Source organism: Saccharopolyspora antimicrobica (genome assembly GCF_003635025.1).
In the GTDB taxonomy this organism is placed as follows: domain Bacteria; phylum Actinomycetota; class Actinomycetes; order Mycobacteriales; family Pseudonocardiaceae; genus Saccharopolyspora; species Saccharopolyspora antimicrobica.
This window is the reverse complement of sequence record NZ_RBXX01000002.1, coordinates 7,967,401-7,979,056: the sequence shown is the minus strand read 5'-3', so window position 1 is coordinate 7,979,056 and position 11,656 is coordinate 7,967,401. Positions and strand designations below refer to the sequence as shown.

Annotated in this window: 12 protein-coding genes; 8 read left to right on the top strand and 4 right to left on the bottom strand. The window is 71.2% G+C overall.

Translation table 11 applies throughout. The features are described 5' to 3' along the window. Nucleotides 1-5: 5 nt before the first annotated feature. Complete coding sequence (gene aztA, locus ATL45_RS37600; protein WP_246025764.1) at nt 6-722, bottom strand: zinc ABC transporter ATP-binding protein AztA; 717 nt, start codon at nt 720-722, stop codon at nt 6-8. A 76-nt stretch (nt 723-798) separates the two neighbouring features. Between aztA and aztB the strand changes: the two genes are divergently transcribed. The 4 genes from aztB (at nt 799) to aztD (ending at nt 4,973) form a co-directional block, all read left to right on the top strand. Next, nucleotides 799-1,674, top strand: coding sequence for a zinc ABC transporter permease AztB (gene aztB / locus ATL45_RS37595; RefSeq protein WP_093146198.1), 876 nt, complete (start codon nt 799-801; stop codon nt 1,672-1,674). Between the two features lie 68 nt (nt 1,675-1,742). Further along, on the top strand, nt 1,743-2,849 hold the full coding sequence (locus ATL45_RS37590) for a hypothetical protein (protein ID WP_246025763.1): 1,107 nt from the start codon (nt 1,743-1,745) through the stop codon (nt 2,847-2,849). Next, nucleotides 2,846-3,781, top strand: a complete 936-nt coding sequence (aztC, locus tag ATL45_RS37585; protein ID WP_093146196.1) for a zinc ABC transporter substrate-binding protein AztC — start codon at nt 2,846-2,848, stop codon at nt 3,779-3,781. Before ATL45_RS37590 ends, aztC begins: the two co-directional genes overlap by 4 nt. A gap of 31 nt (nt 3,782-3,812) precedes the next feature. After that, a complete protein-coding gene (gene aztD / locus ATL45_RS37580; RefSeq protein ID WP_439332478.1) occupies nt 3,813-4,973 on the top strand; it encodes a zinc metallochaperone AztD in 1,161 nt (386 codons plus the stop codon). A gap of 85 nt (nt 4,974-5,058) precedes the next feature. On the opposite strand, the gene ATL45_RS37575 is transcribed toward aztD, so the two are convergent. Continuing rightward, on the bottom strand, nt 5,059-5,982 hold the full coding sequence (locus ATL45_RS37575) for a LysR family transcriptional regulator (RefSeq protein ID WP_093146195.1): 924 nt from the start codon (nt 5,980-5,982) through the stop codon (nt 5,059-5,061). A 119-nt stretch (nt 5,983-6,101) separates the two neighbouring features. Here ATL45_RS37575 and ATL45_RS37570 point away from each other — a divergent pair, with 119 nt between their 5' ends. Continuing rightward, on the top strand, nt 6,102-6,971 hold the full coding sequence (locus ATL45_RS37570; protein ID WP_093146194.1) for an alpha/beta fold hydrolase: 870 nt from the start codon (nt 6,102-6,104) through the stop codon (nt 6,969-6,971). Then, nucleotides 6,968-8,353, top strand: coding sequence for an MFS transporter (locus tag ATL45_RS37565; protein ID WP_093146193.1), 1,386 nt, complete (start codon nt 6,968-6,970; stop codon nt 8,351-8,353). The genes ATL45_RS37570 and ATL45_RS37565 overlap by 4 nt, the downstream gene beginning before the upstream one ends. Here the strand turns inward: ATL45_RS37565 and ATL45_RS37560 are convergent. Continuing rightward, a complete protein-coding gene (locus ATL45_RS37560; protein ID WP_093146192.1) occupies nt 8,346-8,951 on the bottom strand; it encodes a TetR/AcrR family transcriptional regulator in 606 nt (201 codons plus the stop codon). The genes ATL45_RS37565 and ATL45_RS37560 overlap by 8 nt on opposite strands. Nucleotides 8,952-9,029: 78 nt before the next feature. On the opposite strand from ATL45_RS37560, the gene ATL45_RS37555 reads away from it, so the two are divergent. Then, nucleotides 9,030-10,004, top strand: coding sequence for an SDR family NAD(P)-dependent oxidoreductase (locus ATL45_RS37555; RefSeq protein ID WP_093146191.1), 975 nt, complete (start codon nt 9,030-9,032; stop codon nt 10,002-10,004). Nucleotides 10,005-10,147: 143 nt separating this feature from the next. Here ATL45_RS37555 and ATL45_RS37550 read toward each other — a convergent pair whose 3' ends face one another. Continuing rightward, a complete protein-coding gene (locus ATL45_RS37550) occupies nt 10,148-11,014 on the bottom strand; it encodes an alpha/beta fold hydrolase (RefSeq protein ID WP_093146190.1) in 867 nt (288 codons plus the stop codon). 103 nt (nt 11,015-11,117) lie between these two features. Here ATL45_RS37550 and ATL45_RS37545 point away from each other — a divergent pair, with 103 nt between their 5' ends. Next, entirely contained in the window at nt 11,118-11,597 is a 480-nt protein-coding gene (locus ATL45_RS37545; protein ID WP_093146189.1) for a CGNR zinc finger domain-containing protein, read from the top strand. The last annotated feature ends 59 nt before the right edge of the window (nt 11,598-11,656 follow it).

Sequence of the window (11,656 nt, the reverse complement as noted above, 5' to 3'; positions counted from 1 at the left end):
ACGCCTCAGAGCGGCGGCCGGATGCCCCAGACCTCCTGAAGCACCTGCGGGGTCAGGACGTCGTCGGGCGGGCCTTCGGCGAGCAGCCGCCCAGTGCTGAGCACGAGGCAGTGGTCCGCGCGCCTGGCTTCGGTGAAGTCGTGGGTCACCTGGACCACGGTCGTTCCGCGCGTCTTGACGTGCTCCAGCGCTTCGATGATCAACTGTCGCGCCTCCGCGTCCAGTCCGGTTCCCGGCTCGTCGAGCAGGAGGAGCCCGGATTCCTGCGCGAGGCCTTGCGCCAGCAGCGCGCGCTGCCGCTGGCCGCCTGACAGCGAGCCGAGCCTGCGGGTGGCCAGCGGGCGGAGTTCCAGGCGGGCCAGGCATTCCTCGACAACAGCCCGGTCGTGGGCGGTCAGCCGCCGCCACGGGCCGCGATGCGCCCACCGTCCCATGGAGACGGTGTCGCGGACGCTGATGGGTAGCGAATCCGACACCGCGCTCCGCTGCGCGACGAACGCGGGGCGCCGGCCGGTCACGCCTTCGACCGCGCCCGCAGCGGGGCGGAGCACGCCCGCGATCGCGCTGAGCAGGGTCGACTTCCCGGATCCGTTCGGCCCGACGACGGCGGTCGTCCGCCCGCGCGGGAGCACCGCGCTGAGACCGCGCAGCACCGGTTCGCGCGTGTAGCCGACGGTCAGGTCGCGGATGGTGATCTCCGTTCGATCGCTGGCGATCGTCACTGCACTCCTCACGTGGTGTTCGATGTCACGGCCATATTATCGACATTGAAAACCATTTTCGATAGTGTCCTCGGTCATGGATTGGCTGTTCGTCCCGTTCGAGGTGTCCTTCGTGGCGCGGGCGCTGTGGGCCGGAGTGCTGGTCTCGTCGGTCTGCGCGCTGGCCGGTACGTGGGTCGTCCTGCGCGGCATGGCCTTCCTCGGTGACGCGATGTCGCACGGGATGCTCCCGGGCGTCGCGCTGGCCTCGCTGCTGGGCGGGAACCTGCTGCTCGGGGCGGCGCTGAGCGCCGGTGTGATGACGCTGGGCGTGACCGCGCTCAGCAGGTCTTCGCGGCTCTCGCAGGACACCGCGATCGGGTTGCTGTTCGTCGGCATGCTGTCGCTGGGCGTGATCGTGGTTTCGCACTCGCAGTCCTTCGCGGTGGACCTGACCGGGTTCCTCTTCGGCGACGTGCTGGCGGTGCGTCAGCAGGACCTCGGTTTTCTCGCGGCGGCGCTGGTCGTCGCGTTCGTGGTGTCCGTGCTCGGCCACCGGTCGTTCGTCGCGCTGGCCTTCGATCCGCGGAAGGCGCACACCCTCGGCCTGCGGCCCCGGTTGGCGCACGCCTGCCTGCTGGGCCTGGTCACGCTGGCGATCGTCGCCTCGTTCCACGTCGTCGGAACGCTGCTGGTGTTCAGCCTGCTGATCGCACCGCCCGCCGCGGCCGTCCTCTGGGTCGACCGGATTCCCGCGATCATGCTCGGCGCGGCCCTGCTCGGCGCGGCCGCGACGGTCATCGGGCTGGTGGGTTCGTGGCACTGGGGCACCGCTGCCGGAGCGACGATCTCGGCGGTCGCGGTCGGGCTGTTCTTCCTCTCCGCGCTGGCCGCGGAGCTCCGCCACCGGGCGCAGCGGCTCTCGACCACCTCGCGCGGGCGGGTGGAAGCCGGAATCGAAAGGTTGACGTGAGCAAGAAATTCGTTGTCGCAATGGGAATTTCGGTCGTGGCCGTCCTCCTCGGAGGGTGCGCGAGCAGCGTGCCGGACCCGCCCGCCGAGGAGTTACCGCACGGCTACGTCGAGGGTGCGGAAGAAGCCGCGGAGGCGCAGTCGCGGCTGGTGTTGTCCGATGTGGACTCCGGTGTCGTTCGGGTGTTGGACCTGATCACCGGGGGCGTGACGGACGTGGGGCGGACGTCCGGCGTGGAGGAATCCGCCGGCGACGGGAGGTTCGCCTACCTGGCGGCAGATGGGAAGGTGCGGATCGTCGACAGCGGGACCTGGATGGTCGATCACGGCGATCACGTGCACTACTACCGCGCCGCTGTTCGCGAGGTCGGCGCGATCCCGGGGCCGGGGTTGACGGGCGCGCACAGCGATGTCGCGGTCGTAGCGGTGTCCTTCGGTGACGGCCGCGCCAGCCTGCTGGACCGAGCCGAGCTCGACGCGGGCACGATCGCCGAAACCGGCACGATCGAGGACGTCGCGCGGGAAGCGTCGGTGGTGCCCTACGACGGTCACCTCCTCGTGCCGGTGGAGCAGCCGGGACAGGTCCACGTTCGCAGCCGGAGCGGGCAGCCGGTGACGACCATCGACCAGCCGTGCCCGAGCCCGGCCGGTGCTGCGGTCACCCGGCGAGGCGTCGTGTTCGGCTGCGCTGACGGCGCACTCCTCGTCACGTCGGAAGGCGGAACGTTCAGCGGTGCGAAGATCCCGTATCCGCGCCCGGTGTCCGATGCGGAGCGCGCGCGGGAGTTCGACCACCGGCCGGGAAGCGACGTGCTCGCGGCGAAGGCCGGGGAAACCGGTGCCTGGTCGCTGGACATCGCGCACCGCGCGTGGACGTTCGTCGCCACCGGCCCGGCGCTGGCGGTCAGCGCGGTCGGCGCCGGTGGACCGCTGCTCGCCGTGACAGCGGACGGAGCGCTGCACGCGTTCGACGGTGGAACCGGCCGGGAAACGGCAGCGATCCCGCTGCTGAGCGCGCCCGGCGGTGCCGCGCCGACGATCGAGGTCGACACCACGCGGGCCTACGTCAACGACGCGGGCGTCGTCCACGAGATCGACTACAACGACTCCCTCCGCCGCGCCCGCACCTTCGAACTCGGCGGCCGGATCGCGCACATGGTGGAGACCGGCCGATGAGCGCGGCAGGTCACCACGGCGGGCGACGACTGCTCGTCGCCCTGGGATTCGCAGTCCTGCTGGTCCTCACCGGCTGCACCGCCGCGGGCCAGGACAGGTCCGGCGTGGTCGTCACGACCAACATCCTCGGCGACATCACCCGGCGCATCGTCGGCGGCGAAGCCGAGGTGACGGTGCTGATGAAGCCCGACGCGGACCCGCACTCGTTCGGGATCTCGGCGCAGGAGGCCGCGAAGCTGGAGCAGGCGGGCCTCGTCGTCCACAACGGACTGGGCCTGGAGGAGGGCATCGCGCGCAACGTCCAGGCCGCCGAATCCGCCGGGATCCCGGCCGTCGCCGTGGGCGAGCGGGTGGATCCCCTCGGCTACACCGCGGCGGGCACCGGCGGGCAGCTCGACCCGCACTTCTGGACCGATCCCCGGCGGGTGAGCAGGGCCGTCGACGTGATCGCCGAGCAGGTCATCGCCCACGTCGACGGCGTGGACCCGCAGGTCGTGCGCGCCAACGCCGCGCAGTACCGGGACGCGGTCGACCGGCTCGACTCGGAGATGGGCAGCCGGTTCGCCGGCATCCCGGCCGAGCGGCGCAAGCTGGTGACCAACCACCACGTGTTCGGCTACCTGGCCCAGCGGTATGGCTTCGAGGTCATCGGTGCGGTGGTGCCCAGCGGGACGACGCTCGCCTCGCCCAGCGCATCGGACCTGAAGTCCCTCGCGGACACCATCCGCGCGGCGGGTGTGCCCGCGATCTTCGCCGACTCCTCCCAGCCGGACCGCCTCGCGCAGGTCCTCGCCGACCAGGTCGGGCTGCGGGTCGAGGTGGTGCCGCTGTTCTCCGAATCGCTGAGCCGACCGGGACGGGGCGCAGGCGACTACCTGGAGATGATGCGGTCCAACACCGAATCCATCGTCCGCGGGCTCGGCCGGAGCTGACCCGGATCTGTCCATCCACAGTGGAATGGTGATGATGAGCAGCAGTTTACGCGAGAAGATCACGGCAGGGGGCGTCGCCGCGTCCCTGGCAGTCGTGCTGGGGGCCTGCGGCACCACCGCGCCTCCGCCGGAACGGGCGGCGGTAGTGGCCGATCCCATCACCGTCACCTACGACGGTGGCGTGTACGTCCTCGACGGCAGGACGCTCCAGGTCGTCGAGGACCTGCCGCTGGCCGGGTTCAACCGCCTCAACCCGGCAGGCGACGACCGCCACGTCCTGGTGTCCACGGCAACGGGTTTCCGCGTTCTCGACGCGGCCGGTGCGGTGCTGACCGATGCCGAGTTCGCCGGTGCCAAGCCCGGCCACGTCGTGCGGCACGCGGGCAGGACGGTGCTCTTCGCCGACGGCACCGGTGAAGTCACCACCTTCGACCCCGCGGAACTCGGCGACGGGCTGCCGCCGACCGAGGTGCACCGGGCGCCGGAGCCGCACCACGGCGTCGCGATCGAGCTGGCGAACGGCGAACTGGTGATCACCGTGGGCAACGAGGAGGAGCGGCGCGGCATCGCGGTGCTCGACGCGGCGCGGAAGGAGATCGCGCGCAACGAGGACTGCCCCGGTGTGCACGGTGAGGCCACCGCGCAGGGCGAGGCGGTCGTGGTCGGCTGCGAGAACGGCGCGCTGATCTACCGCGACGGCACGATCACGAAGGTCACCAGCCCCACCGAGTACGGCCGGATCGGCAACCAGGCCGGTTCCGACGCCTCGCCGATCGTGCTGGGCGACTACAAGCAGGACGAGCACGCCGAACTCGAGCGTCCCGAGCAGGTCTCGCTCATCGACACCACCAACGGCACGCTGCGGCTGGTCGACATCGGCACCAGCTACACCTTCCGCTCCCTCGCCAGAGGACCGGCGGGCGAGGCCCTGGTCCTGGGCACCGACGGCCGGATCCACCAGATCGACCCGGTGACCGCCCAGGTGACGCGGACCATCCCGGTCCTGGACGCCTGGCAGGAGCCGCTGGAGTGGCAGCAGCCGAGGCCTGCGATCTTCGTCCGAGGCGGAACCGCGTACGTCACCGACCCGGGCAAGAAGGAGATCCACGCGATCGACCTGGCCTCGGGCGAGCGCCTGGCCACCGGAAGCCTGCCCGCCACCCCGAACGAACTCAGCGGAGTCCAGGCCTGAAACCTGACCGGAACCCGGGCAGCCTCCCGGGTTCCGGTCAGCGCAGGCAGTCCTCGAAGCACCCGGCGGCTGACGCCGGGTGAGGTCACGAGGAGCGGCGGGCGAGGAGGTCGTCCAGTCGGGTGCCGACGTCCGCGCAGTTCTGGCGCACCACCGAGAGGAATGCCGCGAGGACCGGTGAGGAATCGGTGGCGCGGAACGACATCTGCAGATCCGGCAGCCGGAAGCGGGGCGTGACGTCGCAGAACCAGATGTCGTCGCGGGCGATGAGCCGCATCCGGTCGGGGCCGAGGCCCACTCCGGCGCAGCAGGCGGCGAGTCCGGCGATGGTGTGCACGTCGCGGGCCATCGCGGCACCGTCGAGTGCCTCCGGGGCAGGCGCGAACAGCGGCGTCAGGTAGGAGCTCGCGGCGTCCGCGCTGGCGATCAGCGGCTCCTGGACCAGCTGCTCGACGTCGATGGACGGGCGCCCGGCGAAGGGGTGCGCTTTCGAGACCACGGCCACCAGGTGGTCCGCACCGATCGGCACGGTGATCAGGTTCTCCGCTCCGGCGCCGCGAGGGCCGCCCCGGCCGACAGCGACGTCCAGTTCGCCCGCGAGCAGCGCCGCCGCGGAGGCGGGGCTGTCCAGTTCCTGCAGCGTGAGCCGGACGTCCGGGTGGGTCCGGCGGAACCGGCCGAGCACTCCCGGCAGCGGGTGGAGCAGCGCGGAGCCGATGAACCCGATCCGCAGCCGCCCGGTCTCACCGCGCGCCGCCCGGCTCGCGTCGACGCGTGCCCGGTTCATCTCCGCGAGCGCCGAGCGGGCCCGGGCGAGGAACGCTTCTCCTGCGGCGGTGGGGAAAACGCCGCGCGAGGTGCGGTCGAAGAGCCGCTCGCCGACCTCCCGTTCCAGGGCGGCGATCTGGGTCGACAGCGGAGGCTGCGCGATGCCCAGCGAGGCCGCGGCGCGGCCGAAGTGCTGGTGCTCGGCGAGCGCGAGCGCATAGCGGAGATGACGGGCTTCCACGAGGACGACGATACTCCAGAAGTATCGCGGGGGTCTCCGTCAGATATGGCGGTGGATGAGGTCGGGCTGCGGGTGTGACCTGGAGAGGTCAAACGATCACCACTCCAGAAGGGCTCCACGTGAACCGCCCGTCCTCCTCCGAGACCGTCGTCCTGCTGGTGCACGGTGCCTGGCACAACGCGCTGCACTGGACCTCGACGCAGCGCGCTCTAGCCCGGCACGGCCTGGCCAGCATCGCCATCGACCTGCCGGGCAGCGGCCTCGACGCCCCGGTTCCCACCGGATACCTCCAGCCCGGCCAGCCGGGACTGACCAGCGAGAAGTCGGCGCTCAGCGACGTGACGACGCAGGACTCCGCCGACGTCGTGCTCGATGCGCTGGTCGGCGCCCGCACGCGGTACCGGAACGTGGTCCTCGTCGCGCACAGCGCCGGAGGTTCCGCCGCGTCCGCCGCTGCCGAGCAGGCGCCGGAACTCCTCGATCACCTGGTGTACCTCTCCGCGTTCGTCCCCGCGGGCCGGCCCCGGTTCGCCGACTACATCGAAGCGGAGGAGAACGCCGGTGCGGTCCGGATCCCGCCGCTCGGCGATCCGGCCGAGCTCGGTGCCGTCCGGATCAACCCGCTCTCCCCGGACCCGGCGGTGATCGAGCTCATCCGGCGGGCCTTCCTGAACGACCTCCCCGCCACCAGCCCGGACTCCTGGCGCCAGTTCCTGCACCCGGACCACCCGTTCTCCAGCATGACCACGCCGGTCCCGGTCACCGCCGGGCACTGGGGGCGGCTCCCGCGCACCTTCATCAGGCTGACCGAGGACCTGGCCCTGCCGCCCGTGACGCAGGACCTGATGATCGCCGAGGCGAACCAGGTGGTGCCGGACAACCCGATCCAGGTGCGCTCCCTGCCCGGTGGTCACTCGCCGTTCGTGACCAGGCCCGCTGAACTGGCTGCGGTGCTCACCGAGATCGCGCTGGCGCGGACCCTCCGGTGACGATCGCGCACAGGCTCCTGCTGCCGGTCATCCTGTCCGGCACCTTCGTCCAGCTGTTCAGCGTGACGGTCATGCAGGTGGCGGTGGTGGACGTGCAGCGGGACCTCGGCGCGGGTGCGGGGGAGAGCCAGCTCGTGCTCGCCGGTTACACCCTCACCTACGCCTGTTCGCTGATCGTCTCGGCACGGCTGGGAGACCGGTACGGCTACCGGCGGATGTTCGTCGCCGGCATGGCGTTGTTCACCGCCGCTTCCCTCGGAGCGGCTGTGGCGCCGAGCGCCTGGCTGCTGGTGGTGGGCCGGCTCGCGCAGGGCGTGGGCAGCGGGCTCATGGCGCCGCAGATCCTCTCGATCATCCAGTCGGCGCTGCCCGCGAGCCGCCGTCCCGCCGCGTTGAGCGCGTTCGGCGCGACCATGGCGGCGGCTTCCATGGCGGGCCCGGTGCTGGGCGGCGTGCTGATGCAGCTGCACCCGCTGGGCTGGCGGGCCGCGATGCTGCTGGTGGTGCCCGTAGGAGTCGTCGCCCTGGTGCTCTCCCCGGCGCTGCCGCGCGTCCAGCCCGCGCGCGGGGCGCAGCGCATCGACCCGGTCGGCGCGGGCTTGAGCTTGACCGGGCTCGTCCTGCTGGTGCTGCCGCTGACCGCGGGCCGGGATGCCGGCTGGCCGATGTGGACGTGGCTGAGCCTGGCTGCGGCGGTGGTGCTGCTGACCGGTTTCGCGGTGTCCCAGCGAAAGGTGGCGGATCCGCTCGTCCACCCCGCCACCCTGGCCGATCCCGCGACGAGGTGGGGACTGGCGATCGTCTTCGTCTTCAACGCGGGCGTGCCGTCGTTCACCCTGCTGCTGTCGATGCACCTGCAGGGCGAGCAGGGCTGGGGTCCACTCGAGACAGGGCTGGGCATCATCCCGTACGCGGTCGGGGCCCTGGTCGGCAGCGGGTTCGCGAACGTCCTCGGCAGGCGCTTCGGCCCGCGGGCCCTCGCCGCGTCGGCGCTCGCGATGGGGCTGATGGCCATCGTCGTGGCGGCGACCATCGACGGCCCGCGGTGGCCGTACTGGTTCGCGCTGTGCCTGAGCGGAATCGGCTTCGGAGTGTTCACGGCTTCGGCGTTCACCCAGATCATCACCCGGGTCAGCGCCGAAGCCGCCACCTCGATCTCCGGCCTGCTCCCGACGGCGCAGCAGCTCGGCGGAACCCTGGGCGTCACGCTGGCGGGCATCGCGTACTCGGCGGCGGAGAACGCGATGTGGCACGCGATGGCTTACGAGGCAACGGTGTTCGCCCTGGCGGCGATCTGCGCTACGAGGCTGGCCGGAGCGAGAGCCCGCGCTGTCAACCGGGGATCAGCGCCGAGGTCCTCGAAGGACTCATCGGTCAGGTGAGGGAATCCGTTGCACGCAAGGCCATTTCGGCCGCGCGTTGCATTGCCCGGCGGGTTTCCCGAGGCGCCTGACCGAGACTGAGGCTCGTGATCGCCGCAGCGTTGATCGCTCCCATGAGCGCGCCGACGGTCGCCGCCGCTGATGTCGCGTCGAGCAGGTCCGGGTAGGCGCGGTGCAGTGCGTCGGCCAGCCTGGTCTGGGCGCTGAACAGCACGTGCAGCATCCGGGCCTGCACCGCCGGGTTCGTGACCACGAGCTCGGCGCGCAGCGCCGCCAGGCCGCTGGGCAGTTCGGTGGCCGAGACGTTGGCGATCATGCTGTCGGCCGCTGCGGCGAGCACCTCGCGGACGGATGCCGCCGGGCTGCGGTCCTCGATCGCCCGCAGGGCCAGCCCGGTCCTGACCTCGGCGTCGGCCAGCAGCACGTCCTCCTTGGTGGGGAAGTGCAGGAAGAACGTGCGCTTGCTGACGTCGGCGGCCTCGGCGATCTCCGCGACAGTCGTCCGGTCGTAGCCGCGCTCGTCGAACAGGCGGATCGCCGCTGTCACCAGTGCCTGGCGGGTGAGCTGCTTCTTCCGTTCGCGTCGGCCGGTTTCCACGCACCGGACCCTACCTTGCCGAGCTGCGAATTCACCAGGTATAAAAATGCACCAGGTGAACTTATTGAGGAGGATGCGGTGGCAGAGCTGACGGGACGCACGGTTCTGGTGACGGGAGCGGGCCGGGGCATCGGCCGAGCCGAGGCCCTGTACCTGGCCGCGGCCGGAGCGAACGTCGTGGTCAACGATCCCGGCGTCGAAGTGGACGGCTCCGGGGGCGACGGCGGCGTCGCGAACGCGGTCGTCGAGGAGATCCGCGCCGCGGGCGGCCGCGCGATCGCCGACACCGGCAGCGTCGCCGACTGGGCGGCGGCCCAGCGCATGGTCGAGCTGGCCGTCGCCGAGTTCGGCGACCTGCACGCGGTGGTCAACAACGCCACCGTCGAGGTGAACAAGGGCGTGGAGCGGTTGAGCGAGGCAGAGTTCGACGACGTGGTGGCGGTCAAGCTGAAGGGCACGTTCGCCGTCACCCGCTGGGCCGCCGCGCACTGGCGGCACCAGTACGAGCGGGGAGCGCGCGTCGACCGGTCGGTCGTCAACACCGCTTCCGGCTCCGGGCTGCTCAACCCGCTTCCCACGCAGACCAACTACGCGGCGGCCAACGCCGGGGTCGCGGCGATGACGACCGTGCACGCGCTGGAGCTGAAGCGGCTCGGGGTGCGGGTGAACTGCGTCAGCCCGTCGATGGTCCGCACCCGGCTGACGACGGAGGTGCCCGGCATGCAGCAGACGCCGGAGGCGGGACTCGATCCGAAGGACCCGATCACCGTGGCGCCCCTGGTCGCCCACCTCGTCCACCCGGACTGCACGTTGTCCGGGCAGGTGCTCTCCGTGCGGGGCGGTTCGATCGCGGTCAACCACGGCTGGAGCCGCGGCGACCGGATCGACAAGGAAGGGGAGCTCTGGACGACCGGGGAGCTCGCGGAAGGCCTGGCGAGGCTGAACCTGGAGGACCCGTTCGACCGCTTGGCCACGGCCATCGGCGGAGCGCTGGGCGTCGAAGGCCGCGAGCAGTTCGAAGAGCTGGTGAACGCCAACCTCGACAAGGCTTGAGAGCGGGCGGGCCGTGTGGTGGCGGGACGGACCGGCGCCGGGGGCGCCGGGGTCGTCTCAGTGTGCACCGGTGCGCGCCGACCTGCTCACGCAGGCGCTGAAGGATGACGGGTGCTCGCCCGGTCGCGAGCACCCGTCACCGGTCAACCCAGGACTCGCCCGAGGAAACCGCGCATGTAACCGGCGACGACGTCCAAGTGGCTCTCCAGCAGGAAGTGCCCGCCGTCGATCAGGTGCACTTCCGCGTCCTTGGCGTCACGGGCGAAGGCCTGCGCTCCTGCCGGGCCGAAGATCTCGTCGTTGCGTCCCCACACGGCCAGCACCGGAACTTCGCTGGTGCGCAGGAACTCGTGCAGCAGCGGGTAGAGCGGGCGGTTGTGCTGGTAGTCGTGGAACAGCGCCAGCTGGATCTCGTCGTTGCCCTCGCGGGAGACGAGCGCGAAGTCGTGCGCCCAGGTGTCCGGGCTGACGACGCTCGGGTCGGGCACGCCGTGCAGGTACTGCCAGCGGATGGCGTCGAAGCTCAGCGCAGCGCGGACGGCGGGTTCGGTGTCGGGGCCGGGGTTGGCCCCGTAGGCCCAGAGATCCGCCCAGAACGACTCGACGAAACCGTCCTCGTAGCCGTTTCCGCTCTGGGTGACGATGGCCGAGATCCGTTCCGGGTGCTTGAGCGCGAGGCGCCACCCGATGGGTGCGCCGTAGTCCTGGACGTAGATCGCGTAGCGATCCAGGCCCAGCTGGTCGAGCAGCCCGGAGGTGAGCTCGGCGAGGGCGTCGAAGGTGTAGGTGAACTCGGCCGCGGAGGGCGCGGCGGAGTGCCCGAAGCCGAGGTGGTCCGGTGCGATGACGCGGTAGTCGCCGGCCAGCAGCGGGATGAGCTCGCGGAACATGAACGAGCTGGTGGGGAACCCGTGCAGCAGAACGATCGCGGGAGCGTCGGCGGGGCCGGCCTCGCGGTAGAAGATCTCGTGGCCGTCGACGACGGCGGTCCGGTGGTGCACCGAGCTCATTTCTAACCTCTTTGAAGGTCTGATCCGGTTAGTTGTTCGCCATGCAAGCACGCGATCGGCTAACCTGTCAAAGGCTTCGATCCGGTTAGAGAGGAAGTGCCTGGTGGACGCGCTGCTGGACCTGCTCAACAGCAGGCCGCTGATCAACGGAGAGGAGCAGGACGCGCTCGCCGACCCGGCCGGAGGCAGGCGCTGGGCACGGGAGCACGGCGGCGACGGCAGCCCAGAGGAACTGGCGCTGCTGCGCGAGGTGCGCGACGTCCTGCGGGACGTGGTGTGCGGAGAACGCCAGCCCACCGCGCTGAACCCGCTGCTCGAAGGCGTCAAGCAGCTCCCGGAGATCACCCAGGACGGTCTGCGGTGGACGGTCGAGTCACCCCCGCACGCCCGCCTGGCCGTCGAGCTGATCCTGGCCTGGGCGGCCACCGAGGAACAGCTGCCCGGCCGCCTGCGCCCCTGCGCGAACGAGAAGTGCCAGCTCTTCCTGCTCGACCGGAGCCGAGCCAACCGAGCCCGCTGGTGCTCGATGGCCACCTGCGGAAACCGAGAAAAGGCCCGCCGCCACTACAACCGCACCCGCTGACCGGAAACCGGTCTTCAATCTCGTAGCGGCCCCGTACAAGCCCGCGTCGCCGTCTGGCT

Coding starts and splice junctions, on each gene's coding strand:
- aztB (WP_093146198.1), top strand. CDS start 799: ATGGATTGGCTGTTCGTCCCGTTCGAGGTGTCCTTCGTGGCGCGGGCG.
- aztC (WP_093146196.1), top strand. CDS start 2,846: ATGAGCGCGGCAGGTCACCACGGCGGGCGACGACTGCTCGTCGCCCTG.
- aztD (WP_439332478.1), top strand. CDS start 3,813: ATGATGAGCAGCAGTTTACGCGAGAAGATCACGGCAGGGGGCGTCGCC.
- ATL45_RS37550 (WP_093146190.1), bottom strand. CDS start 11,014: ATGAGCTCGGTGCACCACCGGACCGCCGTCGTCGACGGCCACGAGATC.